Raw genomic sequence first — 25,590 nt, 5'->3', positions numbered from 1 at the left:
TAAATAACCTTAAATATATAGACTATGAAAACACTCTTAAAAATCATTGGTGCCATCCTTGTGCTGGCTATCATCTATGCAGTCATTGCCGTACTGGCTTTCAGTAAAGATTATCACTATGAAAAATCTGTTGTCATCAATGCACCACAGGAAAAAGTATGGCCTTATGTAGGTACTTTAAAAGGTTACAATGAATGGGATCCTTTTTCCAAGGCTGATAAAAATATTGTGATTACGTATTCAGGAAATGGAGATAAATTAGGAGATTCTTATCACTGGAAAGGCGATAAAAATGTAGGAGAAGGAGAACAATCCATTACTGAGCTTATTCCAAATCAAAAAATGAGTACAAAACTTCATTTTATAGAACCTTTTGAAGGAGATATGAAGGCTAATTTCATTATGAAACAGGAGGGAAGCGGAACCAGGGTGACATGGATGATTGATAATGAACTTACTCCTATGATGAAGATTATGAAACCACTGATGAACTTCAATATGGATAAAATGTTTAGTCAGGGATTAGGAGATCTGAAGAAACTTGCTGAATAATTAATCGGAAGGCCTTGTAAATTTTACAGGCCTTTTTTTATATCATTATTCATAGGTTTAACCATAGTCTTTTATCCTTTCATTTTTGCGGATAATGTTCATTTCCGAAAAGTTATTTTACAATATGCTATTGAAATATTATTCTAAAAATATTATCTTTATATAAAGAATAGATTGTATGGAGAAGATTGTATTTGAAAAAAGTGATATCAGAGACTTTGTGAAGACTACCATTGCAGAGAAAATTGAAAAGCTTAAAAATTTTATTGAGTTTACCCTGGAAGCCAGCCGTGACATCAAAAAAACTCCGAAATATGACAGTATGAGAGAAGAAATGCAGGAGGAGATTTATCAGATGCAACGACAGCTGGGAGCTTTGAATGATCTTAAAAGAAACATGGCAAAGGTTCTGAATACGGCTACAGAAAGAGTACAGCTTGGCTCGTTGGTCATCACCAACAAGGCCAGGTTTTATATATCAGTGTCATTAGGTGAGTTCTTTTTTGAGGGAGACAGGTTCTATGCCATCTCTCCGGAAAGCCCCATGGCTAAAAAAATGATGGGCATGAAAGCTGGTGATGAATTTACACTTAACAAAATCCATCAGAAGATTATAGAGATTTTGTAAAGTAAAAAGTAAAAAGTAAAAAGTAAAAAGTAAAAAGTAAAGTAGTTTTGATACACTTCAAGTATCTATCAGCCCCATAGTAAACTTCATTGATGCCGCTTCTATCTTTTTTGTAATTTTGTTACATGAATAAGGCATCCATTTTAAAAGAGATCATAGAGCAAAGAAGAAGTATTTTCCCGAAGGATTATACAGATTCAGAAATACCTCAGGAGGTTTTGGAGGAGATTGTAAACGCTGCTGCATTAGCTCCCAATCATAAACGTACTAAGCCATGGCGTTTTAAAATATTCAAAGGCGAAGAAAAAGCACAGCTGGCATCAGAAATGCAGGCAATCTATAAAGCAATCACACCCGAACAGCTTTTCCTGGAAAAAAAATACAGTGATATCGGTTTTAAAATCAATAAAGCCAATGTTGTAGTTTCTATTGTAGTCAACTTCAGTGGTATGGTTCCTGAATGGGAAGAAATAGCAGCTACTTCAATGGCAGTACAGAATATGTACCTTACCTGCACAGCGAATAATATCGGGTGCTACTGGAGTTCTCCCAAAATTGTAGACGAGCTGAAAGAATCTCTGACCATTGAAGAAAACCAGAAATGTCTGGGACTTTTCTATATGGGAACTGTTTAATATGAAGAATATTTACAGAAATTATAATGAAGAAGATCTGCATGCCGCTTATCTTCATATGACTGATCATACAGGTAAAGTCAATGATGAACTGCGTGAGGCCATCAGTCAGAAATTCAATTATGATGAATTTGTAAAAGCAGCTGAATACAGGAAAGTTTTAGTTAAAGAAAAAGGAAGAATTTCATATGAAGTACATAAAAGAGTACAGAAAGGTGAAAAGATAGATGTTATTCTTGAAAATATTTCTTCAGAAATGATTGGCAGAAGTGATTTGAAGGTTTTTATTCTGAATAAGTTTGATCAGTTTTCAAAAGTTAAAGAAAACGATAAGATAGATGAGAAAGTAATTTTTAAAAGCCTTTTAGGACTTGTAATAGCTTCTGTTACCGGGAGTCTTTTTTTAAAGGCTGTGATTACCTCTACCGGACAGTTTTCGTTTTTTCTGCTGGTGCCTGCTTATATCATCAACTATTTGGTGATCTATGGGATTACAGGAAAGACAAGAGATAATTTTGTTGTTTTTATGGCAGTTTTAATTTCTGTGATTATTTCAACAGTATTCTCTTTTGCACTGATCAGTTAAAAAAAATGAATTTTATAAAACTTTTTACTTGTAGCTTTTTACTTCAAACTTTTTTACTATCTTTGCACTCTTAAATATTTAACTGGGACGAGTTCCCGTAAAATTCAAACATTATGTCAGTAAAAATCAGATTACAAAGACACGGTAAAAAAGGAAAACCTTTTTTCCACATCGTGGTTGCAGATTCTAGAGCTAGAAGAGATGGTAGATTCATCGAAAAACTAGGAACTTACAACCCAATTACTAATCCGGCAACTATCGAATTGAACGTTGATTCTGCTGTAGAGTGGTTAAACAACGGTGCTCAGCCAACTGATACTGCTAGAGCTATTTTATCTTACAAAGGTGCTCTTTACAAAAAACACTTACAAGGTGGTGTAGCTAAAGGTGCTTTTGACGAAGCTGAAGCTGAAAAAAGATTCAATGCTTGGGTAGAAGCTAAAGATGCTAAAGTACAAGGTAAAGTAGACGGTTTAGCTACAGCGAAAGCAGATGCTAAGAAAGCTGCTTTAGAAGCTGAAGTAAAAGTAAACGAAGCTAGAGTTGCTGCTGTTGCACAAGCTGAAGCTGATGCTAAAGCTGCTGAAGAAGCTGCAAACGCACCTGCTGAAGAAGTTGCTGCTGAAGCTACAGAAGGAGAAGCTCCTGCTGCTGAAACTGAAGAAAACACTGAAGCTTAAGAACAAACCCTGTTATGCGTAAAGAAGATTGCTATTTTTTAGGTAAAATCACACGCAGACATGGACTTGCGGGTAACGTAATCCTTAAATTGGATACCGATCAACCCGAGCTTTACAATAAATTGGAATCAATATTCGTTGAAATCAACGGATTATTGGTTCCATTTTTTATTGAAAGATCATCATGGAGCAAGCTTGATGCTCTGAATCTTGCATTCAAAAACTCTTCTGAAGCTATGGTAGATCAGGTGTTGGGTAAAAGTGTTTACCTTCCACTTGCTTCACTTCCTAAACTTTCAGGAAAACAATTCTATTACCACGAAATCATCGGATTTGAAATTTTTGATCAAAATGATAACAACTGTGGCGTGATCAGATCTGTGAACGACCAGACCGCACAGGTCTATTTCATTACCAATCTGGATGGAAAAGAAGTGGTTATTCCTATGATCAAAGACTGGATTCTTGCAGTAGACAGGGAAGAGAGAACCATCAAAATGGAACTTCCTGAAGGTCTTATTGATGTATTTCTGGTTCCTTCTAAAAAAGACGAATAGTTTTGCAATAAGCAATAAGCAATAAGCAATAAGCAATAAGCTATTCTTTCACTCTTTTCTCATCTATTTCATTACTGATTATTCATTTACTCATTTTTAATGCGGGTAAAAGATAATCCTGTACTATCTTTTCGGATTGCTGGTGGGCATAGGGCTTGTTGTAAGCTTGCGCTGTAATTACGATGACCACTGGGATTTTTGTGAAAATAATAATTTTGTTTCCGCCATTTCCACTGGATTGGAAAGCTTCATACTGGTTGTTTCCCACCGTATAGACTTTTCTCCAGAACAGGTATCCATATCCTTCAAAATCAGGATTATCTGTGAAATAATTGGTGAAAGATTTTTCAACCCAGTTTCTGGTCAATATCGTTTTTCCCTCCCATATCCCGTTATTTTTATACAGTTGCCCGAATTTTGCAAAATCAAGTGCTTTCATCCGTAATCCACCTGCCAGAGAAGGCTTTTGCTGTGGGGTAAACTGCCATTTGTAGTTTGTAATTCCAAGAGGCTGAAATAATTTTTGATGTGCATATTTTTCCAAACCTTGCGGAACTTTTTTGTCTAAAATATCTCCTGTTAATACAACTCCGGCAGTAAAGTAACTCCAGTTTTTTCCGGGCGTATTCTCTGTCATGGGCAGGTCCAATATAAATTTAACCCAGTTTTCAGTCGGATACATATTTTCCTCATTTCCGGGAGATTCATAGTCCTCATCATTACCATCAAATCCTGAGCTCATGGTCAGTAAGCTTTTTATGGTGACATTATCTTTTTGAGAAGAATAGTTTTTAGACTGTTTCAGGTCATAAAACTCCTTCAGATTCTGATTTTCATTTTTTAAATATCCGTCATTGATTGCTATCCCGGTTAAAGCTGAAGAAAAAGATTTTCCTACCGATCGGGTATCCTGTAGTGAGTCTCTGGCGGATCCGTTGAAATATTCTTCGAGAAGTAATTTTCCTTCTTTTATAATAACTATTCCCGTAATATTTTTAAATCTGTTTTCTGCAATTTTCTTATTCAGATTTCTGATGTTTTCTGTATTGATTTTTTCCTGAGAAACCTTCCATCCACTGTTGGATTGAATGGGTTGAATGGCGATCTGCTGCTCCGGGATATTTTGGGAGGGAACATTGAGATTAATTTGACCTTCTGCAATAACAGGCCCTGTTTTGAGTGTAGAAGCGTTGAGATACGGACGTATTTCAATTTTTAAAATATGATTTCCTTCTGACAGAGCATCAATTCCGTTATGAGACATATAAAAACGCATCCATAAATACCTTCCCCATGAATCCTCATTTTTATTGCTGATAAGAGGAATTCGTAATGTAGTTTTGAACTTTTTATTCTCTGGAGTACCAGCACCTGTATTGAGATTTTCTTTATAGATTGGTTTCCCGTCTACATAAAATGAGAATTGATAATTTCCATTTTTCAACAGTTCATCCACAGTCCAGCCGGGTTCAAGCTGATGAAGATAATTGGCCAGCGAATTATCAAAAAAAGCATGAATACCAAGATCACCGTTTTCCTGAAATACTGTAGAATTGAGAAAATCTGAATCTTTCAGGTTTTCCAGCGGTATATTTTGAGTAAGAAAGGCAATTTTCCCAGCATACTTTTTTTGAATGGAATTCTCCATCTTTTCAGCATCAACTATATTTTTATTTTGTCCCTGATACAAATAAAAAGTAAGAATAAAGATCAATAATAGGATAGGTTTCATCTTAAAAAAGTATTTAAACAAAAATAATGAACTTCCTTGTAGCAAAATAGAATGAAATTAACATTTCTATTATTGATCTCTCCGGAATTTAATTGAATAACTTTCTGAACTCTCCCGGAGACTGGTTGGTCTTCTGTTTAAAGAGCTTACTGAAAGATTGTGGATGCTCGAATCCCAGCTCATAAGCAATTTCACTCACTGATAAACTGGTGGTACTCAAACGTTCTTTGGCAGACTCAATTAATTTGTTCTGAATATGCTGCTGTGTATTTTGCTGAGTATGAAGACGCAAAAGTGTTCCGAGATAATTAGGTGAAATATTCATCTGGTCGGCAATACATTTCACTGTAGGAATGCCGTTTTCAAGGAGATTTCCGTTTTCAAAATATTGAGAAAGAATATCTTCAAACTTGTATAATAATTCGTGACTGGATTTTTTTCTGGTGAAAAACTGACGTTCATAAAAACGGTCAGAGTAAACCAGTAATAATTCAATCTGGGCAATGATGAGTTCCTGTGTGAATCTGTCAGTATTTGACTGATATTCACGTTCAATATTTTTAAATAGATCAACAAGAATTTTTTCTTCTTTATCAGAAAGGAAAAGAGCCTCTTTCACCTGGTAACTGAAGAAATCGTATGACTTTATTTTCCTGGTTAAGGAAGTGTTCCAAAGAAAATCAGGATGAATAAGCAATAAATATCCTGTAGGTTCTGCTTCTACATCCGGATTGATTTCCAGACTCAAGTATTGCTGTGGCGAAACAAAACACAGTACTCCGGAGTCAAAATCATATTGCTGCTGCCCGTAATTGAATTTTGGAGTGACATTTTTTTTCAAACCAATAGAATAAAAATTCTGGATCCACTTCAGTTCTTCATTTTCTACAACATAACGAACCTTGCTGTAATCAATCAAACTGATCAGCGGATGCTCAGGATTCGGAAGACTGCAGAAATTATGAAAATCTGATATAGAATTAAAACGGACGGGTTGTTTCATGTAACGAAGTTAGTTGTTTTTATAAAAAGTTTAATACATTGACTCAAAAAGTCTTCGCCTCCGCTCAGACGGACTTCTCTAAAATTTTATATTTAATCCATGCATATAAATTAAAATATTAAGTATTAGAAATATCGTCCGGAGCGGAGCCGAAGGATATGATTATCTTATTAAATTGCAGTAGAAACAGTCAGGCTTTCCCATTTCTCAGCGTCTTTCTTTAAAATATCAATTTTGTTATTCAGAAATTCCATCGTTCCTACACCTAATAATAAATGTACCGGAGGGTTTTTCTCTTTACTGATCTGAATCAAAACATCAGCTGCTTTTTCGGGATCATTAGGCTGGTTTCCATTGATTTCGTTAAGGTGCGCTTGCTCTGAATTTCTTGCCGCTTCATATGCCTGGATGGGATTGGCTGGTGTTTTCACCGAATCTTTAGTTAAAAAATCGGTACGGAAATATCCCGGATAAACAACAGTCGCATGAACTCCGAAATCTTTTACTTCTTCAGCCAGTGCCTCCGTAAATCCGGCAACAGCAAATTTTGTAGAACAATAGATTCCCCAGCCCGGAAAGTTAGCAGAATATCCGCCAACAGAAGAAATATTGAAGATGTTTCCTGATCTTTGTTCGCGCAGATAAGGCATAGCGTTTCTTATCACATTCAAGGTTCCGAAAACATTGACTGCATAATTTTCTCTTGCTTCCTCATCAGTGAGTTCTTCCAGCGTTCCGATCTGTCCATAGCCCGCATTGTTGACAACCACATCAATTCTTCCGAAATGGTCAACTGTTTTTGCGATGGCAGATTTAATGTCGTTGTTATCCGTGATATTGACGCTGAGCGGAAGGAAGTTTTCAGAAGTTTCTCCGATGGTGGAGATCAGTGATTCAACGGTACGGCTTGTAGCAGCAACCTGAAATCCTTCGGATAATAATTTTTTTACCAACTCGAATCCTAAACCTTTTGAAGCTCCTGTCACGAACCATACTTTCTTTGTTTCCATTTTTAAATATTTTTTTGTTTTAATGATGGTACAAAGATGGAAACTTACGAAAAGGGAAATGTATCCAAATCGGGGAATGATGTATCCAAATCGTGAATGGTGTTATTTAACGCGTGTCATTTTGAATGAAGTGTAAGGAAGAATCTCAAACAATTGATAACAGATAAGATTCTTTGAGTAATGTTCTAAAGAGTGCAACTTCAGCCTGTACTCTCTGTTTGTATAAATCATCTTCAATTTTAACGAAAATATTGATCAATACATGGAAAAAAGCGAAAGGAGTGGTGCATCTACTGAAGAAAAATAATATTTTTGTAATATAGCTAGGATGAGTGATGAAAATAAAATATTTACTACTGTTTTTGATTACCGGGATTGTGCTTTTCCCTGCACAGACCAACAAGATAGGAAAAAATGCTCTGGAAGAACGGACGTATGAAGAATTGAATAAAGAATTCTACAAAAGCCGTATAGGAGATGGAAACAGTAAAAGTATTGCCAGTTCTTATCTTAAAAAGGCAAAATCTGAAAAAAATAAGGCTCAGATTGCTGAAGGATATGTTATGCTTCATTTCGAAGAAGACTTACCTAATGCATTAAAATATCTTGACAGCTTACAACATCTCACTCAAAATTTCAAAGAAAATACCTATCCGGCCAGAATTTATCTTTTACGGGGAAACCTTTATTTTAGAAATGATAATCTACAGTCTGCCCTGAACAATTATATTTTAGGACTGAAATATGCAAAAAAAGAAGGCAATAAGAGGCAGATTGCTTTGGCACATATCAGTATTGCCTATCTGAATAATTATATCGGAAAACATGAGGAAACTACTAAAGTCCTGAAACATTATGCCTATGAAGCCGATTATATGAATGAAGAGGAAAAGACCTCTCTCAAATTGAATCTGGCTGATGCCTATATAGAAATCAATAAAATGGATTCTGCTTATGCATTGATACAGGAAGGTTTAAAGAATTCTCAAAAAAACAGAGATATTTACCGCTATCATCAGAATCTTGAGCTGCTTGGGTATTATCATCTGCATTCGAAAAATTATCAGAAAGCGATTGACGGCTTATCAGCGTGTAAAAAATATTTCTTTACAAACAGTAATGACAAAAGAGATCAGAATTATACTCTTTTGTATCTGGGAAAATCATATGCCGGACTTCAGGAAAAAGCCAAGGCAGCAGACTTTTTCCGGAAGATAGATTCTATGGTTCTTAAAACAAACTATATCTATCCTGAGCTGAGAGATGTATACACCTATCTGATTGATTATTATAAAGAAAACAGTGATACAGAGAAGCAGCTGTATTATGTAGACAGATTTCTAAAGGTAGATCAGGTTCTGGATAACCAGTTCAGATATATTTCCAGAGAGCTTCCCAGAAGGTATGATACTCCGGAACTTCAGCAGGAAAAAGAAAACATTACCAATGAGCTGACAAAAAGAAAAAGCCTTTTTTATATTGTTTTAAGTCTTTTGCTGATTTCACATTTGCTATTTATCAACGTTTACTTTAAATATAAAAAATCTGAAAAGAACTATAAGAAGATCGCCCAGGATCTTATCCAATCTGTTAATGAAAACACGGTAGGAAAAAACAGAGCTATGGAAGTGAGAAAGGAGACGTTGTCAGAAACTTTTCAAACAGAAAATACTGAGGACAAAACATCCCGAACTATTTCTGAAGATATTGCCCAGAATATTTTAAAAGAGCTTGAAATATTTGAAGACAAAGATCAGTTTTTGAATAAAGGAATTACGTTGGGTAGTCTTGCCAAAAAAATAAAAACAAACTCAAAATATCTGTCAGAAATTATCAATACTTACAAAGGGAAAAACTTTGCAACCTACCTTAATGATCTTCGTATTGATTATGCCATCAGCAGATTGGCCAATGACAAAAAATTCAGGTCTTATAAAATTCCTTTTATCGCTGAAGAATTAGGATATAATAATGAACAGGCCTTCACTTTAGCCTTTAAAAAACGAACCGGAACACCACTTTCTATCTACTTGAAAGAAATTGAAAATATGTCTTTGGATTAAGTTTAAATTGCTATTTTCCAGTTGTTTAATGCTTATAAATTCATGTTTTTAGGTATATAAATTTATGAATCTATAAAGCATTCCCTTGTGTCATTCTTCCACTTCCTGCATCTTTGCTTCAGGTAAAAACACAACCATTTATTTTGTATGTGCACAATACAAGATATCAGTTCCAAAGTGTTGATCATTTAAAAAATCAAGCTCAGGAATTGTATCAGAAAAATTATTAATGAAGAGGATAAAAACAAAAAAATAACCAGAAAACTAAAATGTAACTCATGAAGTATTTGTTCAGAATTTAGAGATGTAAAGTGTAGTGATCATTTAAAATCATTAAACGGTAGATCCGGTAAATCCGCCACACAGTTTAAAAGTATAGTATAGTCTAAAAATGGATGTATAACCCGGTAATTGACCACGAACGTATTACTTAAAAACTAATAACCATTTCAATAAAACTAATTCCATGAAAACTCAGAGTAAAATAATATTTTATTCTTTTCAAAAGTGATAGTGTAAGTGTGTTAATTCCGGGGTTATTCCGGATATTATTGAAGTTCAGGACAATATTGAGTGGAAATGTAACCTGAAAATGCAGAAGAATGGGCAGAAGAAAAAAGGTGAATTTCCTGAACTGAAAGTTTTAATACCTGTTAAATGATTTTAAATACAGCGCAATCATCAAGTTGCGCTGTTTTTTTGTAACTTTGCGGACATTAATTTTTATATAAAAAATTTATCATCAACAAATGAAAAAGCAAACGATCAAAGAAATCCTAAAGGATTACAAGAAAGTATTACATCATGACATTACAGTTTACGGATGGGTAAGATCCTTCCGTGCTAATCGCTTTATTGCGCTTAATGATGGTTCTACGATTAATAATTTGCAGATAGTTGTTGATTTCGAAAATTTTGATGAAGCTATTATCAAGAATATCAGTACAGCTTCTTCCCTGAAAGTAGTAGGAGAAGTGGTGGAAAGCCAGGGAGCAGGACAATCTGTGGAAATTATCGCTAAAAAGATCATTATTTTAGGGGATAACTTTACGGAAGAACTTCAGAGTACAATTCTTCAGCCTAAGAAACACAGTCTTGAAAAACTTCGTGAGCAGGCTCACTTAAGATTCAGAACGAACCTTTTCGGAGCTGTATTCAGAGTACGTCACGCAGTAAGTTTTGCAGTTCATTCATTCTTCAACCAGAATCAGTTTTTCTATATCAACACACCGGTCATTACAGGAGCAGATGCAGAAGGAGCAGGTGAGATGTTTGGAGTAACCAATTTTGACCTGAACAATATGCCGAAAACTGAAGAAGGTGAAATTGATTTTGCACAGGATTTCTTCGGTAAAAAAACAAACCTTACCGTTTCAGGACAGCTGGAAGGAGAAACTGCAGCGATGGGATTGGGAAGAATTTATACATTCGGACCTACTTTCCGTGCAGAAAATTCTAATACGACAAGACACCTTGCCGAGTTCTGGATGATTGAGCCGGAAGTAGCATTCAACAACCTTGAGGATAACATCGACCTTGCGGAAGATTTCTTAAAATATGTGATCCAGTATGTATTGGATAACTGTAAAGATGATCTTGAGTTTTTAGACAGCCGTTTTGCGGAAGAACAAAAAACAAAACCGGAAAAAGAAAGAGCAAAAGAAGGTCTTATCGAAAAACTTCAGAATGTGGTAGCTAAGCGTTTTAAGCGTGTAAGTTATACAGAAGCCATTGAAATCTTATTGAACTCTAAAGAAAATAAAAAAGGAAAATTTGCTTACCCGGTTGAAAAATGGGGAACTGACCTTCAGTCTGAGCATGAAAGATATCTTGTTGAAAAACATTTTGAAAGCCCAGTAGTATTATTTGACTATCCGAAAGAAATCAAAGCTTTCTATATGAAACTGAACGATGACAATAAAACCGTTGCAGCGATGGATGTTCTTTTTCCTGGTATCGGTGAGATCATTGGCGGATCGGAGAGAGAAGCAAGATTAGATGTTTTAAAACAGAAAATGGCAGATATGCACGTAGATGAGCACGAACTTTGGTGGTATCTTGATACCAGAAAATTCGGTTCTGTACCGCATGCCGGATTTGGTTTAGGATTAGAAAGATTAGTTCTTTTCGTAACAGGAATGACGAATATCAGAGATGTAATTCCTTTCCCTAGAACACCGAAAAGCGCTGAATTCTAGAACAATAAAAAAAGCCTTAATCACAAGTTAAGGCTTTTTTTATTATTTAATAGTTTATTATATTAGGATAAGTAATGCAAAAATCATGCTAAATGTGTTTTTTATCAAATAAATTTATTAAATTCGTAGAATATGTTATGTTAAAACGTAAATAAGAATATGCTTAAACAACACTTACAACTCAAATTAGGACAGAAGCTGGCTCCTCAGCAGATCCAGTTGATGAAGCTTATTCAGCTTCATACTCTTGAATTTGAAGAGGAGTTGGAAAGAGAGTTAGAAGAAAACCCAGCTTTGGAAATTGCGAAAGAAGATTCTAAGGAAGATGACTATTCTTCCCTGGAAGACGCTTATCAGGATGAGGGTACAGAAAGCATTGAAACAGATTTCGACGTCAACGAATATATCTATGACGATGAACCAAGCTATAAAACCGCATCCAGCAACTACTCTCCGGATGATGAAGAATTTGATAACGAGAGTCTTTTAACGGAAGGCCAGTCCTTATATGATTATCTGACAGAACAGATTCATCTGGTAAATATCAGTGATGAAGATCTGAAGATTGCAGAATACCTTATCGGGAATTTAGATACAGATGGATATCTGAGAAGAGAGATCAAATCTATTGTTGATGATCTTGCTTTCTCACAGGGAATTTATACTACCAAAGAAAGAGTGGAGGATATCCTTGAAAATTATGTTCAGAAACTGGATCCGCCCGGAGTAGGAGCAAGAGGGCTGCAGGAATGTCTTTTACTACAGATTGAAAAGAAAGTAAGCTCTGATAAAGCCGTTTCTTTGGCAGCGAATATCTTAAGACATCAGTTTGAAGCTTTAACCAATAAGCACTATAACAAGATCATTCAGAAATATGATATTGAAGAAGATGATCTGAAAGATGCGCTGGATGAAATATCAAAACTATCTCCTAAAGTTGGAGGAAACTTTGATACACAGACAATTACAATCAATCAGGAAATTATTCCGGACTTTGTGATCCAGGTGAAAGACGGGCAGGTAGTTCCTATGCTGAACAGCAAGAATGCACCTACACTAAGAGTGTCTGAAGAATATAAAGATATCCTTACCACATATTCCCATGATAAAAACTCATCGGAACATAAACAGGCTGCTTTATTTATCAAGCAAAAACTGGATGCTGCAAAATGGTACATAGATGCCATTAACCAACGTCAGAATACCTTATTACAGACGATTACAGCTATCGTAAAGTTCCAGAAGGATTATTTCATTACGGGTGACGAAAAGTCCCTGAAACCAATGATTCTGAAGGATGTTGCAGATATTACAGGTTTTGATATCTCTACCATTTCAAGGGTGGTAAAAAGTAAGTATGCAGATACCCCTAATGGGATTGTATACCTTAAAGATCTGTTCTCAGACAGCTTAACCAATGACGATGGAGAAGAAGTTTCTACCAAGGAGATCAAAACCCATCTTCAGGAAGTGATCAGCAAAGAAAATAAGAGAAAACCACTTACAGATGATGCATTAGTGGTCATTCTGAAAGAACAGGGGTATAATATTGCCAGAAGAACGATCGCAAAATATCGTGAACAGCTCAATATTCCTGTCGCGAGGTTAAGAAAAGAACTTTAAAATATAAAAAAGCATTTCAGTCTGAAATGCTTTTTGTTTTTTATGGTAATTAAGTTTTATTTTTAACTTTAGCTTTGCTTTACATTTTCAAGTCCCAATTCTCTCATTGAAATTTCCCGCATTTCCACCTTTCTTATTTTTCCGGAAATGGTCATTGGGAATTCATCTACAAATTTCCAGTATTTCGGAACTTTATAATGGGCAATTCTTCCTTTGCAGTACTCCTGAAGTTCTTCCGCCGTGATGGTAAATCCTTTTCTCACTTTTACCCATGCCATTACTTCTTCCCCGAATTTTTCACTGGGAACACCAATAATCTGGACATCAAGAATGTTGGTATAAGTATATAAAAAATCTTCAATTTCTTTTGGGGAAATATTTTCTCCACCACGGATAATCAGATCTTTTATCCTTCCAGAAATAGTAATATAGCCGTCTTTATCCATTACTGCCATATCTCCTGTATGCATCCAGCGGGCTTCGTCCAGCACTTTTTTAGTGTTTTCAGGATCATTCCAGTATTTCAGCATGACAGAATATCCTCTGGTGCAAAGTTCGCCATGCTCCCCACGTTTTAAGGTTCTGCCACTTTCATCAATGATTTTAATTTCAAGATGATCCTGAACGGTTCCTACAGTGCTGACCTGCTTTTCCAGCGGTGTTCCTATTAAAGTCTGAGTAGATACAGGTGAAGTTTCCGTCATTCCGTAGCAGATACTCATTTCTTTAATATTCATCAGATTTTCCACTTTCTTCATGATTTCAGGAGGGCATACGGAACCAGCCATAACACCAGTTCTTAAGCTTGAAAAATCATAGGTGTCAAAATCTTTTACTGCCAGTTCAGCAATAAACATGGTGGGTACTCCATACAAAGAAGTACATTTTTCGTCTGAAACAGCTTTTAAAGTAATCTCCGGATCAAAACTGTCATTCGGAATGACCATACAGGCTCCGTGAGCTGTGCAGCACATATTTCCGATGACCATTCCAAAGCAGTGGTAAAAAGGTACAGGAATGCAGACGCGGTCTTTCTCCGTATATTTTAGTCTGATACCAATAAAATAACCGTTATTGAGAATATTATGATGAGAAAGTGTGACACCTTTCGGAAAACCGGTAGTTCCGGAAGTATACTGGATATTAACCGGATCGTCAAACTGTACATGTTCTTCAAAACTGTGAAGCACTTCGTCTGAAATTTCCTGTCCGTTATTCACAAAGTATTCCCAGTTTTCATCAAAGAATATTTCGTGCTCAAGGGTTGGGCATACTTCTTTCGCATATTCAACCATCTCTTTATAATTGCTGGTTTTAAAGCTTAAAGAAGAAAAAATAAAACGAACTGCAGACTGATTGAGTACATACGTGAGCTCATGAGTCCTGTAGGCCGGATTGATATTCACTAGAATAGTTCCGATTCTTGCCGTCGCATACTGTAAAAGTACCCACTCATAGCGGTTGGAAGCCCAGATTCCAATTCTGTCACCCGCTTTTGCTCCTAAAAACAATAAGGCTTTTGCAACAGCGGTGGTCTGATTATAAAATTCCTGATAGGTGGCTCTGTAATTTTGATGAACGCAGACGAGAGCTTCCTGGTGGGGATATTTTTCAACAGTACTTTTAAGATTGGCTCCGATGGTCTGGCCTAATAATGAAACCTCAGAAGTTCCATATACATAAGATAAGGGCATAGTTTAAGATTTGGTGGAATAAAATTAACAATTATATCCCGAACTATGCCTATGTATATTAACTTTCCTGAGAATCTATTTCTTTAAGTTGTTTTAGATTTTTATCAAGTTTTTTAATAATAGTGCCATATACCAGTCTGTAGTACAGCCAGATCATAGAAACCGCCAGTAATGTGCTTACAACAATTCCGACAATAATAATCGTAAGATTTGAACCACTTGGCTGTATATTCTGAGAATCCAATATATAAAAGATAAAAGCAACCAGTACAAAAGTGAATATTAGCAATAATACAATGCTGATAAGAATGAAAGCATTGACTGTTGTTTTGAATTTAATAATTCTGGTAATAAGACCCTTTAGATTTTCCTCAATCTTGATTCTTCGGTAATTCTGGTAGAATTTCAGTACAAAATATGCTGTGATCAATAAACTTAAGACCTTTATAGCTAAATAAGCATGCCCGAAGTTGTTTTCTACTTCAGGAGCTTCCTGGGCACCTAATCTTTCCAGCATTTTGCGGAAACTGTCTGATTCCTCCTCAGGGAAAAAGTAAAACAGGCCTAATACTGAAAAGAAAAGAAATTCTACGACGCTGATCCAGAAAATATATTTCACATAATTACGTGACTTTCTATTCAACATCTGAAGAATCTCAGTGTTGTCATATTTATGCTGTACAGGTTGTTCCTGCCACGTTTTCTTAAAGCTATCTAAATCAAATTCAGGCATATTTTTCCATCTGTTCTTTAAGGGTTTTCTTTAATCTGTTCATTTTCACACGTGCATTGACTTCAGTGATTCCGAGGTTTTCTGCGATGTCCTTGTAAGGCAGATCGTCAAGATACATCATGACAATGGCTCTTTCTACATTAGGAAGAGTCTTGATTACAGTATACAAAAGTGATACCTGCTGCTGTTTTTCATCGTCATCTTCCACAAAATCCCTGTGGTTGATGTCCAGCTCATTCGTAGGAAGGCTTTTGCTTTTTTTTCTAAAGAGGGTAATGGCTGTATTGAGCGCTACACGGTACATCCATGTGGAAATTTTGGAGTTTCCTTTGAAAGAATCATAACTTCTCCAGAGCTGTAACACGATTTCCTGGAAAAGATCCTCTTCATCTTCCAGAGAATTGGTATACAGACGCGATACTTTAATAATCAATCCCTGATTATCTTTGATAAGCTGCGCAAATTCTTTTTCTCTGGAATCCATAGATATATAATGGCACGAAGATAATGATAAAGTAGTAATTGGTGAAAATTATAATTAAAAATCGTAGAAAGGTAAAAAGTTAAATAGCAGAATAGCGAATACGTTCTTCATATTTTGGAATCATCATTCATAATTTTCATCAAAAATAACGGAAGGATATGGAGCAACTAACGCCATTTACATAAGGATAAAGCTTTGGAGTCATTTCGCTCTTTTATCTTTTTACCACAAAATTTGTGTACCTTTGCATTCGCGAGAAAATCGGCTTGTTGATTTCCCGTTTTACGGGAGGTAGGAAAGTCCGGACACCACAGAGCAGCAAAGCGGATAACATCCGTCACCCGTGAGGGTAGGACAAGTGCAACAGAAAGCAGGTACAGTTCGGCTGTAGTGAAACCAGGTAAACTCTTTGCGGTGCAATGATAAGTATATCGGTTCTTTTCAGCAATGAAAATAGGGGCGGCTCGTCCTGAAAGCCGAGGGGTAATCAGCTCAAGTATTGCAGTAATGTAATACGTAGATAAATAACAGGCACTTCTTCGGAAGTACAAAATCCGGCTTATAGATTTTCTCGTGATTTTTTTAAGCTGGAAGTCAGAGGCCGGAAGAGTGAAGTTTTTTACACGTAATGATTTTAAACCTCCATCTTCATGCTTCCATCTTCCAACCTACTTTATTCGCTTTCCAATTGTTTTTTAGATTCCTGTAATTCCTGTCTGTCCTTATCAGAAAGAGTAGGATATTTGAGATTCATTTTCTCCAAAGTATCAATAATAATCTGGATAGCTGCTACTCTTGCAAACCATTTACTGTCTGCAGGAAGTACATACCACGGTGCGTGATCTTTTGATGTTTCATTGATAGCGTTTTCATATGCTTCCATATATTGATCGAACAGAGCTCTTTCCGGAAGGTCTCCGGCAGAGAATTTCCAGTTTTTTTCCTGTTCATCTATTCTGTCCAAAAGCCTTTTTTTCTGTTCATCCTTAGAGACATGTAAAAAGATCTTCACGATAGTAGTTCCGTTTTGTGAAAGATGTTTTTCAAAATTACGGATGCTTTCATATCTGTTTTCCCAGAATTTGCTGTCAAAATCTTTTACGGAAGACCATGTTTTTTCACTCAGATTATATTCAGGATGTACTTTGCATACCAGAACACTTTCATAATGAGAACGGTTGAAAATCCCGATCATTCCTTTTTGCGGCAAAGCAAGGTAATGTCTCCATAAAAAGTCATGAGAATATTCTTTGGAGCTTGGTGTTTTAAAACTGGTTACATTACATCCCTGAGGATTGACGCCTCCAAAAACATGTTCTATCATGCTGTCTTTTCCTGCTGCATCCATAGCCTGTAATACCACCAACAAAGACTGGCTTCCGTCAGCATATAATTTTTCCTGCAGTTCACGGAGTTTTTCTTTTTCCTGAATCAGCATTTGCTCTCCTTCTTCTTTCGTGAGCTTTCCTTTATAAGAGGTTGATGTTTTTTTTATTGAAAATTTTCCACTTACCTTAAAGTTATCTGAGAAATCGGTGTCCATATTTTTTTTATTTAAAGATAAAAGTAAAAAGATAAAAGTAAAAAGATAAAAGTAAAAAGATAAAAGTAAAAATGTTATTAAAATTCAATAGGGGTGGGCTTTAGCCCAGCCATTTTAAAGATAAATAAATCCGAAGGCTTCAGCCCAAACCTAGATACATTTCCTGTAGCCTATTACCTATCATCTGCTATCTAACCAAACATAAATGTAATAAAAAAACCGCCTCAATGGAGACGGTTCTTTTATTTTTTTGAGTAGAGCTTACTTCGCAGCAGCCTTTTTTGCAAGTTTTGCAGCTTTTTTCTCAGCTTTAGCAGCTTCTTTCTGTTCAGCAGGAGTCAATACTTTTGGCTCAGGAGCGTTAGCATCTACGTTACCTTTGATGTAGATTACACTTCTGCTGTTTGCAGGGTCATTAGAGAAAACCTCAATCATTTTGTTGAAAGGGCCAGGGATAGCTGTATTGTATCCAACCTTGATCTTAGCAGACTTTCCAGGCATGATAGGATCCTGGCTGAATTCAGGAGTCGTACATCCACAAGAAGGTTTTACATTTGAAAGAATCAAAGGCTTATCACCTGAGTTTGTTACAGTAAAGAATCTTGTACCGTCAGCACTAGGCTTAATAGTTCCGTAATCGAAAGTCGTTTTATCAAATGTAATTGTTTGTGCAGATGCCAGAGCAAATGTCCCGAATAATGCAATTCCTGCAATTAATTTTTTCATATTCTTGAATGTTAATACGTTTGTTAGATAAATTTTGTGAAACAAAGTTAAAAATTATTTTAATTCATGCTTAAAAATTTTTTTCTTTAGACTATTTTTGCAAATTGCAAGCCAAAGAAATAGAATTTATGCAGATTTCAGAAAAGTACAATCCACAGGAAACAGAACAAAAATGGTACAATTACTGGTTGGAAAACAAATTTTTCCACTCAGAGCCTAATGACAAACCACCATATACCATAGTCATTCCTCCACCCAACGTGACGGGGATACTACACATGGGACATATGCTGAACAATACCATTCAAGATGTTCTGGTCCGTCGTGCAAGAATGCGCGGGTTTAATGCTTGTTGGATTCCGGGAACAGACCATGCTTCAATTGCTACTGAAGCTAAAGTTGTTGCTAAACTGAAGTCTGAAGGAATCAATAAGTCAGATATTACCCGTGAAGAGTTTTTAAACCACGCATGGGACTGGACCAATAAATATGGCGGAACTATCCTTGAACAGCTGAAAAAACTGGGATGTTCTTGCGACTGGGACAGAACCCGTTTCACCATGGAAGATAAACTTTCTCAGCAGGTTATCAAAAGTTTCGTAGACCTTTACAATAAAGGACTGATCTACAGAGGCTATAGAATGGTCAACTGGGATCCGGAAGCAAAGACTAATATTTCTGACGAAGAAGTAATATTTAAAGAGCAGAACGGAAAGCTTTATTTCCTTAAATATAAGATTGAAGGTTCAGAAGAATTCCTTTCAGTAGCTACTACACGTCCTGAAACTATTTTTGGGGATACAGCAGTATGTATCAATCCGGATGATGAAAGATATGCTCACCTGAAAGGTAAAAATGTAATCGTACCAATTGTTGACAGAGTAATCCCAATTATTGAAGATGAATATGTTGACATTGAATTCGGAACAGGAGCTTTGAAAATTACACCGGCACATGATATTAATGACTACGAAATCGGACAGAAACATCAGCTGAAAATGATTGATGCGCTGGATGATGACGGAAACCTTAATGAACATGGATTACATTATGCAGGAAAAAACAGATTTGATGTAAGAAAACAAATCGCTAAAGAACTTGAAGAAAAAGATCTTTTGCTGAAAGCCGAAGACTATGTTAATAAAGTAGGAACTTCCGAGAGGACAGGTGCTGTTATTGAACCTAAGGTTTCAGTACAATGGTTCCTTAAAATGTCTGAAATTGCTAAACCTGCTTTGGATGTAGTAATGGATGATGAGGTTAAGTTCTATCCTGAGAAGTTTAAAAATACCTACAAGCACTGGATGGAAAACATCCGTGACTGGAATATTTCCCGACAGCTTTGGTGGGGACAGCAAATTCCTGCTTATTACTATGGAGAAGGAGAAAATGATTTCGTAGTAGCTGAAGATAAGCATCAGGCTCTTGTAGTATTAGAAGAACAAAAAGGAATTATTGCTAATCTTGAAGATTTAAGACAGGATGATGACGCATTAGATACATGGTTCTCATCATGGTTATGGCCAATGTCTGTCTTTGACGGATTGCTTGATCCTGAAAATAAAGATATCAACTATTATTATCCAACGTCTGATCTGGTAACAGGTCCAGATATTATTTTCTTCTGGGTAGCCAGAATGATTATGGCTGGATTGGAATACAGAAAAGAAGTTCCGTTTAAAAATGTTTATTTTACAGGAATTGTAAGAGATAAGCAGAGAAGAAAAATGTCCAAATCTCTAGGAAACTCTCCGGATCCTATTGAATTGATGGAAAAATATGGGGCTGATGGTGTACGTGTAGGAATTCTATTGAGTTCTGCAGCTGGAAATGACCTTCTTTTTGATGAAGATTTAATGCTTCAGGGAAGAAACTTCATGACGAAGATCTGGAATGCATTCCGTCTGATCAACATGTGGAACCATGAAGATAAGCCGGCTGTTGCTACAGATAACCAGGCTATCGAATGGTTTGAAAATAAATTAAACAAAACCATCGCTGAAATTAATGATCAGTTCGAGAAGTTCAGAATTTCTGATGCGCTGCATCTGATCTATAAATTAATTTGGGATGATTTTTGCGGTTGGTATCTGGAAGCTATCAAGCCTAACTACGGAGAGGGAATTTCTAAAGAAGTATATGATAAAACCATCTATTTCTTTGAAGAATTGATGAAGCTGCTTCACCCGTTCATGCCATTCCAGTCTGAAGAGATCTGGCAATTAATTTCAGAGAGAAGTATTGACGAAGCTCTTGTTATTGCTCAGCAGAAGGAGGCAGATAGCTTTAATGAAGAAGTCATTAAAAACTTTGAAATCACAGCTGAATTGATTTCCGGAGTTAGAAACTACCGCCAGACAAAAGGAATTTCACCAAGAGAAGCGGTTGAGGTATTTACCAATGCATCTGAATTTGCCAATGAAGCGGTAGTAAGAAAGCTGGCTAATATTTCTGAAATCCATTTTGGACAGAAAACTGATAAGCCAAGCTTTACTTTCCTTGTAGGAGCAACTGAAGTTTCTATTCCTTTAAGTGAAAACTTAGATTTAGGAGAAGAGAAGGCTAAAACTGAAGAAGAAGTAAAATATTTAAAAGGGTTCTTAATTTCAGTAGAAAAGAAGCTTTCCAATGAGAAGTTTGTTGCCAATGCCAAGCCGGAAATTGTAGAAGGTGAACGTAAGAAGCAAAAAGACGCTCAGGATAAGATTGCGATCCTTGAAGAGAAACTGAAAAGTTTATAAAGTATAGACAATAAATTTTGTCAAAATCTCAGGCTGGATACACATAAATAATTGTATCCAGCCTGATGGTTTAAAGAATAAATACAATGATACACATAGAAAACATACAAAAACTATTCTCGAAAGACTTTGTAGAAAGTCCGCTGCTGGAAAGTTTTGAAGTAGGAAAGATTTATCTTTCAAGCGGGAAACTGGTTGCGTGTGATCCTTTGATCACTAATGATATGCTTCCTTTCACTACAGAATTTCCCAAGGGAGATTTTTCAGTAATGTTACACAAAGAAAGAGACAGCAACTGTGTTGCCTATGCCGAAATTATATTCAATAATTCTGAAATTAAAGAATGGAAAATGGCCACCACCGCAGGACAGAAAATGAAAGATCTTGAGGAGGGCGAGGTTTTTGGATATCCTGTAGAAAGTGGGATGGGATGTCTGATGGATGTTGATACCCAAAACAGCCTTAATGAACTGGAGCAAAGATTATATCAAAATAAAGGAGGTGATTTTATGGGAATCTATGAAGAGTTTTTCCATGATTACTTCTTTGATGAAAATGGAGCAATAGATCAGTATGCCTTTCTGAAACCTGCCAAGGAACATCCCGGAACTATATTTGCTTTTGAAACCGGATATGGAGAAGGATTTTACGCAAGTTATATAGCTTACAACAAAGATCAGCAACCAGTGAAAATAATTACTGAATTTATTGAAATAAGTTAATTATAAATTAGTTATTTTTGAGACACAATTTTGTCAGTTATAAATTTTAAAGCTAATGAATTTCTCATCAGAACAACCTCGTATTATTGTTGTGGGCAGCTCATCGATAGATTTGGTTCTTGAAACCGAAAAACTTCCTTTGCCTAATGAAACCGTCTTAGCTATCAAATCAGATAGTTACTTTGGAGGTAAAGGTGCTAATCAGTCCGTAGGTACAGCCAGGTTGGGAGCAAGTGTATACTTTATAGGATGCGTTGGTATGGATCCTCTTGGACAACAGATCATGAGGAATCTGGTAAGCGAAAATGTAAATGTAGGATTTGTTCATGAAACAGATAAAGAAGCTACAGGAACTGCCTATGTGACGACTTCTCACGGAAATGCTGCTATTGTGGTAGTACCGGCGGCCAACAAGTATCTTAGCAAATCGCATATAGACGAAGCGGATAAATATTTTCATACCACTGATCTTGTGCTGGTTCAGCTTGAAGTTTCTATGGATGTTGTGGAGCATACCGTTAGGAAAGCTAAGAAATATGGGAAGAAAGTAGGGTTGTATGCTTCTCCGGCAATGAGAGTCAACGAAGAAATTTTAGAAATGGTTGACTTTATAGTGGCTAAAAGTAATGAGCTGTACGTTATTTTTGGAGAAGAAAAAAGAGAAGAAGTTCTTAAAAAATATTTCAATAAGGTATTTGTAAGAGATGATACCAATTCAACCATTTATTTTGATGGTACAGAAATGAAATATTACAGAAACGATAAGGACGAAAAAGTATATAAAATGGGAATGGGTGATGCATTTACATCAGGATTTGCCATTGCATTATGCCATGGGAATTCTATTGAAGAATGTGTGAAATTCGGAAATGAAGTTTCATCAAGGGTTTCCGGAGGCAAAGGCTCTCAGACAGGGCTTCCGAGAATCTCAGATTTCTTTTAGCTATTTACCACATATCAAAAGTTTAAAACTTAATATAAACATATAAGTAAAATGTCCACTTTTATAGTGGATTTTTTCTTTTTATACTATGGAAAAACTAATACTAACCACGGAAGATAATATCAGACTAACAGCCCATTTGTTTAAACCGGAAACAGATCATGGGAAACTATTACTGATCAATTCAGCAACAGGGGTAAAGCAGCAGGTCTATTTTTCTTTTGCCAGCTACTTTTGCGAACAGGGGTTTACAGTGATTACCTATGACTACAGAGGAATAGGACTTTCCAAACCGAAAAATATGAGGGGATTTCATGGCTCTATGAGGCTTTGGGGATCAAAAGATTATAAAGCGGTCACTCAATATATCAAATCAGAGTTTAAAGACTATAAAAAGTACTGTCTGGGCCATTCTGTAGGCGCACTCATTCTCGGAATGAATGAAGATTCCAACATCTTTGAAGAATTTGTTTTTGTAGGAACACAAAATGCCTTTGTAGGAAACCTTAAAGGGAGAACAAAAGTTGAAGCGTATTTAGGCTTTGGAATAGCACAGCCTTTAACGACTTCATTGTTAGGATATTTTCCTGCACATTGGTTTGGGCTTGGAGAAAGTCTTCCAAAAAATTGCGCATATGACTGGAGAACCTTAATTTTAAACAAGAAATCAACCAACAAGCTGTTGGAAAAAACCGATGACTTTTCTAAAAATCTGACCCAGAAAGTATTTGTAATCCGCGCTGAAGATGATGTATGGCTTACGGAAAAAGGCGTATTAAGTTTATTAAATAATACTTATTCCAACCTTAAACCTACTTACAGGCTGGTAGCTGCTTCAGAATCGGATAAACAGGAAATAGGGCATATCAATTTTTTTAGAAGTTACAACAGCAAACTCTGGGATATTATTTTAAATGAACTGACAGATAAATGAAAAGTACGATTGACAACACAGTAGCATTTGTAAAAGAAAAATTAGAAGGAGCAGAAGCCGGACATGACTGGTTTCATATTGAAAGAGTCTGGAAACTGGCTGCTCAGATAGCAGAAACAGAAGATTGTGACAAAGAGGTAGTAGAATTGTCTGCACTTCTTCACGATATTGCTGATCCTAAATTTCATAACGGTGACGAAACCATTGCTCCCAAAATATCCAGAGCATTTCTTGAAGATCAGAAGGTGTCTGAAGAAACCATCCGCAAGGTTTTATTTGTGATCGAAAATATTTCGTTCAAAAACAGAGATCAGGCTCCGGCAAACCCTCCCATTGAACTTCAGATTGTGCAGGATGCCGATCGTATTGATGCCATAGGTGCTATTGGAATTGCCAGAACATTCAATTTTGGAGGCTTTAAAAATAACCTGATGTATCATCCGGATATAAAACCCAAATTAGGAATGTCCAAAGAAGAATATAAAAAATCTGACGGGACAACAATCAATCATTTCTATGAAAAGTTATTGCTTCTGAAAGATATGATGAATACTGAAAAAGGAAAAAAAATGGCAGAAGAAAGACACCACTATATGTTGGATTTCCTGGACCAGTTTTATAAGGAATGGAATGTAGAGTAGAAGATACCATTAGAATAAATTGAATCTGCTTTAAGCATATCAAAAATTAAGGATCCGAACCAATAGAGTATACAACATTTGGTTCGGATCATTTTTATATAAAGAAATACTTATCAGCTCAAAGGGAAATAAAGGTTGAAAAACCATTTTTTATGACTGGCTAAAATTAAAAAATTGACCTCAGACAATGATAAAATAGAGAGAAGAAGTATCTTTGTAAAATATGACACTTATTATTTTTATCATATTTCTGGCTTGTGTCCTTTCATTGGTCCTGTTTAAGGTTAAATCGGGACGTATGGCCAAGTGGGCAAAGCTGTTTCGTATTGTAACAGTTGTTTTTTCAATTTCTGTTTTTACCTATTGGTTTATCAAGAAAAGTGCTGTGGCATTTGTGGATAATTCTGTGGGGCTACAGGTGGTTAATAAACTTCCGCAGGCATTGGATTTTTATCTGATCAAAGTAAATAAAACAGATCAGAATACAACCCTTGAGCCTAAGCATATTGGAAAAATACGCCCGGAATATTACAGGATAGAATATCTGAAAATGGATAAGTCTGATGAATACTGGATTGTAGGCTATCTTGGAAAGAAAAACCTGGTGTACTTTTCACAACATTCTGTTCCTAATAAGAATATTGATCAGATTGTAGAAGTGCAGAACTACATCAATCAAAGTATGAAGCTTTCTGATGCGGCCAAAAAGCAGGTGGACGCTTATAATTATGAGAATACAAAACTGGGAATCTGGATCACACTGGACTTTCTGCTTCTATTTCTCAATCTCGTATTGCTTCTCAGAAAAAATAAATAAAAAAGGTAATGAGTTTCCCATACTCATTACCTTTTTAGTTTCTCTTAAGGATAATCCAGAATCTGCATAATCTGTTCCTTAAATTCTTCAGGACAGGCTTTGATAAGTTTATCCTTATTTTGTTTACTGATTTCTTTGGGGTCAAGCCATTCGCTCTTATTGGAATTTAAACTGTGATTATCATATACTCTTTTTATGGTACGGTTTTCATAAAAAATATAGTCATCACCAAGCCAGTTGGTAGCGATACTGATTGTACAAATTTCCTTTTCCATAATTTATGTTTTAAAGCTAATGTTTAGTGAATTACATCATACTCTAATATACGAATTTTTTCGTTACAGA

24 protein-coding genes and 1 other RNA gene are annotated in these 25,590 nt (G+C 35.9%); 16 read left to right on the top strand and 9 right to left on the bottom strand.

Going from position 1 to position 25,590, the window contains the following annotated elements; all coding sequences use genetic code 11:
- Window positions 1-24 precede the first annotated feature (24 nt).
- From FB551_RS12790 to rimM, 6 genes are all read left to right on the top strand, one after another.
- On the top strand, window positions 25-552 hold the full coding sequence (locus FB551_RS12790) for an SRPBCC family protein (RefSeq protein ID WP_142017773.1): 528 nt from the start codon (window positions 25-27) through the stop codon (window positions 550-552).
- Window positions 553-730: 178 nt separating this feature from the next.
- Window positions 731-1,180 carry a GreA/GreB family elongation factor gene (locus tag FB551_RS12785; RefSeq protein ID WP_142017772.1) on the top strand — a complete coding sequence of 150 codons (450 nt, stop codon included), beginning with the start codon at window positions 731-733 and terminating at the stop codon, window positions 1,178-1,180.
- Between the two features lie 125 nt (window positions 1,181-1,305).
- Window positions 1,306-1,815 (top strand): nitroreductase family protein, encoded by a 510-nt coding sequence (locus FB551_RS12780; RefSeq protein ID WP_047434670.1) that lies wholly within the window; start codon window positions 1,306-1,308, stop codon window positions 1,813-1,815.
- Window position 1,816: 1 nt separating this feature from the next.
- Window positions 1,817-2,401, top strand: coding sequence for a hypothetical protein (locus FB551_RS12775; RefSeq protein ID WP_047434668.1), 585 nt, complete (start codon window positions 1,817-1,819; stop codon window positions 2,399-2,401).
- A 113-nt stretch (window positions 2,402-2,514) separates the two neighbouring features.
- Window positions 2,515-3,081, top strand: coding sequence for a 30S ribosomal protein S16 (locus FB551_RS12770; protein WP_142017771.1), 567 nt, complete (start codon window positions 2,515-2,517; stop codon window positions 3,079-3,081).
- A 14-nt stretch (window positions 3,082-3,095) separates the two neighbouring features.
- Window positions 3,096-3,638, top strand: coding sequence for a ribosome maturation factor RimM (gene rimM, locus FB551_RS12765; RefSeq protein ID WP_047434663.1), 543 nt, complete (start codon window positions 3,096-3,098; stop codon window positions 3,636-3,638).
- 82 nt (window positions 3,639-3,720) lie between these two features.
- On the opposite strand, the gene FB551_RS12760 is transcribed toward rimM, so the two are convergent.
- The 3 genes from FB551_RS12760 to FB551_RS12750 all read right to left on the bottom strand — a co-directional run bounded on the left by FB551_RS12760 (window position 3,721) and on the right by FB551_RS12750 (window position 7,383).
- Complete coding sequence (locus FB551_RS12760) at window positions 3,721-5,370, bottom strand: serine hydrolase domain-containing protein (protein ID WP_142017770.1); 1,650 nt, start codon at window positions 5,368-5,370, stop codon at window positions 3,721-3,723.
- An 88-nt stretch (window positions 5,371-5,458) separates the two neighbouring features.
- Window positions 5,459-6,373: a helix-turn-helix domain-containing protein gene (locus FB551_RS12755; RefSeq protein WP_142017769.1), complete on the bottom strand. Its 915-nt coding sequence runs from the start codon at window positions 6,371-6,373 to the stop codon at window positions 5,459-5,461.
- 170 nt (window positions 6,374-6,543) lie between these two features.
- Window positions 6,544-7,383, bottom strand: coding sequence for an SDR family NAD(P)-dependent oxidoreductase (locus tag FB551_RS12750; RefSeq protein WP_047434654.1), 840 nt, complete (start codon window positions 7,381-7,383; stop codon window positions 6,544-6,546).
- 335 nt (window positions 7,384-7,718) lie between these two features.
- Here FB551_RS12750 and FB551_RS12745 point away from each other — a divergent pair, with 335 nt between their 5' ends.
- From FB551_RS12745 to rpoN, 3 genes are all read left to right on the top strand, one after another.
- Window positions 7,719-9,446, top strand: a complete 1,728-nt coding sequence (locus FB551_RS12745) for a helix-turn-helix domain-containing protein (protein ID WP_142017768.1) — start codon at window positions 7,719-7,721, stop codon at window positions 9,444-9,446.
- 749 nt (window positions 9,447-10,195) lie between these two features.
- On the top strand, window positions 10,196-11,644 hold the full coding sequence (gene asnS, locus FB551_RS12740; protein ID WP_047434650.1) for an asparagine--tRNA ligase: 1,449 nt from the start codon (window positions 10,196-10,198) through the stop codon (window positions 11,642-11,644).
- 159 nt (window positions 11,645-11,803) lie between these two features.
- On the top strand, window positions 11,804-13,267 hold the full coding sequence (rpoN, locus tag FB551_RS12735; RefSeq protein WP_047434648.1) for an RNA polymerase factor sigma-54: 1,464 nt from the start codon (window positions 11,804-11,806) through the stop codon (window positions 13,265-13,267).
- A 68-nt stretch (window positions 13,268-13,335) separates the two neighbouring features.
- On the opposite strand, the gene FB551_RS12730 is transcribed toward rpoN, so the two are convergent.
- Genes FB551_RS12730 through FB551_RS12720 form a run of 3 tightly spaced genes read right to left on the bottom strand, consistent with a single transcriptional unit; the run spans window position 13,336 to window position 16,178 of the window.
- The gene (locus FB551_RS12730; protein WP_047434646.1) at window positions 13,336-14,961 is read right to left on the bottom strand and encodes an AMP-binding protein; all 1,626 of its coding nucleotides are present in this window, start codon (window positions 14,959-14,961) and stop codon (window positions 13,336-13,338) included.
- A 58-nt stretch (window positions 14,962-15,019) separates the two neighbouring features.
- Window positions 15,020-15,694: a hypothetical protein gene (locus FB551_RS12725; RefSeq protein WP_047434643.1), complete on the bottom strand. Its 675-nt coding sequence runs from the start codon at window positions 15,692-15,694 to the stop codon at window positions 15,020-15,022.
- Window positions 15,687-16,178, bottom strand: a complete 492-nt coding sequence (locus FB551_RS12720) for an RNA polymerase sigma factor (protein ID WP_002976998.1) — start codon at window positions 16,176-16,178, stop codon at window positions 15,687-15,689. The genes FB551_RS12725 and FB551_RS12720 overlap by 8 nt, the downstream gene beginning before the upstream one ends.
- A 253-nt stretch (window positions 16,179-16,431) precedes the next feature.
- Here FB551_RS12720 and rnpB point away from each other — a divergent pair.
- Window positions 16,432-16,756, top strand: an RNA gene (rnpB, locus tag FB551_RS12715) — RNase P RNA component class A.
- Window positions 16,757-16,851: 95 nt separating this feature from the next.
- Here the strand turns inward: rnpB and FB551_RS12710 are convergent.
- Together FB551_RS12710 and FB551_RS12705 are read right to left on the bottom strand one after the other, a co-directional pair.
- Window positions 16,852-17,721: a polyphosphate kinase 2 family protein gene (locus FB551_RS12710; RefSeq protein ID WP_047434639.1), complete on the bottom strand. Its 870-nt coding sequence runs from the start codon at window positions 17,719-17,721 to the stop codon at window positions 16,852-16,854.
- Window positions 17,722-17,982: 261 nt separating this feature from the next.
- Complete coding sequence (locus FB551_RS12705; protein ID WP_034699021.1) at window positions 17,983-18,447, bottom strand: DUF1573 domain-containing protein; 465 nt, start codon at window positions 18,445-18,447, stop codon at window positions 17,983-17,985.
- Window positions 18,448-18,575: 128 nt separating this feature from the next.
- Between FB551_RS12705 and FB551_RS12700 the strand changes: the two genes are divergently transcribed.
- The 6 genes from FB551_RS12700 (at window position 18,576) to FB551_RS12675 (ending at window position 25,245) form a co-directional block, all read left to right on the top strand.
- Entirely contained in the window at window positions 18,576-21,188 is a 2,613-nt protein-coding gene (locus FB551_RS12700) for a valine--tRNA ligase (protein ID WP_142017767.1), read from the top strand.
- Between the two features lie 86 nt (window positions 21,189-21,274).
- Window positions 21,275-21,910: a DUF4241 domain-containing protein gene (locus tag FB551_RS12695; RefSeq protein ID WP_142017766.1), complete on the top strand. Its 636-nt coding sequence runs from the start codon at window positions 21,275-21,277 to the stop codon at window positions 21,908-21,910.
- Between the two features lie 55 nt (window positions 21,911-21,965).
- Window positions 21,966-22,853 (top strand): ribokinase, encoded by an 888-nt coding sequence (locus FB551_RS12690; RefSeq protein WP_047434628.1) that lies wholly within the window; start codon window positions 21,966-21,968, stop codon window positions 22,851-22,853.
- An 88-nt stretch (window positions 22,854-22,941) separates the two neighbouring features.
- On the top strand, window positions 22,942-23,787 hold the full coding sequence (locus FB551_RS12685; protein ID WP_142017765.1) for an alpha/beta hydrolase family protein: 846 nt from the start codon (window positions 22,942-22,944) through the stop codon (window positions 23,785-23,787).
- Window positions 23,784-24,428 (top strand): HD domain-containing protein, encoded by a 645-nt coding sequence (locus FB551_RS12680; RefSeq protein ID WP_047434625.1) that lies wholly within the window; start codon window positions 23,784-23,786, stop codon window positions 24,426-24,428. The genes FB551_RS12685 and FB551_RS12680 overlap by 4 nt, the downstream gene beginning before the upstream one ends.
- Before the next feature lie 223 nt (window positions 24,429-24,651).
- A complete protein-coding gene (locus tag FB551_RS12675; protein ID WP_142017764.1) occupies window positions 24,652-25,245 on the top strand; it encodes a hypothetical protein in 594 nt (197 codons plus the stop codon).
- A gap of 44 nt (window positions 25,246-25,289) precedes the next feature.
- Here the strand turns inward: FB551_RS12675 and FB551_RS12670 are convergent, their stop codons facing one another.
- Window positions 25,290-25,520 carry a hypothetical protein gene (locus tag FB551_RS12670; RefSeq protein ID WP_047434622.1) on the bottom strand — a complete coding sequence of 77 codons (231 nt, stop codon included), beginning with the start codon at window positions 25,518-25,520 and terminating at the stop codon, window positions 25,290-25,292.
- Between the last annotated feature and the right edge of the window lie 70 nt (window positions 25,521-25,590).

It is taken from the genome of Chryseobacterium aquifrigidense, assembly GCF_006716485.1.
GTDB lineage: Bacteria > Bacteroidota > Bacteroidia > Flavobacteriales > Weeksellaceae > Chryseobacterium > Chryseobacterium vietnamense.
This window is presented reverse-complemented; position numbering and strand designations above follow the sequence as displayed.

Coding starts and splice junctions, on each gene's coding strand:
- FB551_RS12790 (WP_142017773.1), top strand. CDS start 25: ATGAAAACACTCTTAAAAATCATTGGTGCCATCCTTGTGCTGGCTATC.
- FB551_RS12785 (WP_142017772.1), top strand. CDS start 731: ATGGAGAAGATTGTATTTGAAAAAAGTGATATCAGAGACTTTGTGAAG.
- FB551_RS12780 (WP_047434670.1), top strand. CDS start 1,306: ATGAATAAGGCATCCATTTTAAAAGAGATCATAGAGCAAAGAAGAAGT.
- FB551_RS12775 (WP_047434668.1), top strand. CDS start 1,817: ATGAAGAATATTTACAGAAATTATAATGAAGAAGATCTGCATGCCGCT.
- FB551_RS12770 (WP_142017771.1), top strand. CDS start 2,515: ATGTCAGTAAAAATCAGATTACAAAGACACGGTAAAAAAGGAAAACCT.
- rimM (WP_047434663.1), top strand. CDS start 3,096: ATGCGTAAAGAAGATTGCTATTTTTTAGGTAAAATCACACGCAGACAT.
- FB551_RS12760 (WP_142017770.1), bottom strand. CDS start 5,370: ATGAAACCTATCCTATTATTGATCTTTATTCTTACTTTTTATTTGTAT.
- FB551_RS12755 (WP_142017769.1), bottom strand. CDS start 6,373: ATGAAACAACCCGTCCGTTTTAATTCTATATCAGATTTTCATAATTTC.
- FB551_RS12750 (WP_047434654.1), bottom strand. CDS start 7,383: ATGGAAACAAAGAAAGTATGGTTCGTGACAGGAGCTTCAAAAGGTTTA.
- FB551_RS12745 (WP_142017768.1), top strand. CDS start 7,719: ATGAAAATAAAATATTTACTACTGTTTTTGATTACCGGGATTGTGCTT.
- asnS (WP_047434650.1), top strand. CDS start 10,196: ATGAAAAAGCAAACGATCAAAGAAATCCTAAAGGATTACAAGAAAGTA.
- rpoN (WP_047434648.1), top strand. CDS start 11,804: ATGCTTAAACAACACTTACAACTCAAATTAGGACAGAAGCTGGCTCCT.
- FB551_RS12730 (WP_047434646.1), bottom strand. CDS start 14,961: ATGCCCTTATCTTATGTATATGGAACTTCTGAGGTTTCATTATTAGGC.
- FB551_RS12725 (WP_047434643.1), bottom strand. CDS start 15,694: ATGCCTGAATTTGATTTAGATAGCTTTAAGAAAACGTGGCAGGAACAA.
- FB551_RS12720 (WP_002976998.1), bottom strand. CDS start 16,178: ATGGATTCCAGAGAAAAAGAATTTGCGCAGCTTATCAAAGATAATCAG.
- FB551_RS12710 (WP_047434639.1), bottom strand. CDS start 17,721: ATGGACACCGATTTCTCAGATAACTTTAAGGTAAGTGGAAAATTTTCA.
- FB551_RS12705 (WP_034699021.1), bottom strand. CDS start 18,447: ATGAAAAAATTAATTGCAGGAATTGCATTATTCGGGACATTTGCTCTG.
- FB551_RS12700 (WP_142017767.1), top strand. CDS start 18,576: ATGCAGATTTCAGAAAAGTACAATCCACAGGAAACAGAACAAAAATGG.
- FB551_RS12695 (WP_142017766.1), top strand. CDS start 21,275: ATGATACACATAGAAAACATACAAAAACTATTCTCGAAAGACTTTGTA.
- FB551_RS12690 (WP_047434628.1), top strand. CDS start 21,966: ATGAATTTCTCATCAGAACAACCTCGTATTATTGTTGTGGGCAGCTCA.
- FB551_RS12685 (WP_142017765.1), top strand. CDS start 22,942: ATGGAAAAACTAATACTAACCACGGAAGATAATATCAGACTAACAGCC.
- FB551_RS12680 (WP_047434625.1), top strand. CDS start 23,784: ATGAAAAGTACGATTGACAACACAGTAGCATTTGTAAAAGAAAAATTA.
- FB551_RS12675 (WP_142017764.1), top strand. CDS start 24,652: ATGACACTTATTATTTTTATCATATTTCTGGCTTGTGTCCTTTCATTG.
- FB551_RS12670 (WP_047434622.1), bottom strand. CDS start 25,520: ATGGAAAAGGAAATTTGTACAATCAGTATCGCTACCAACTGGCTTGGT.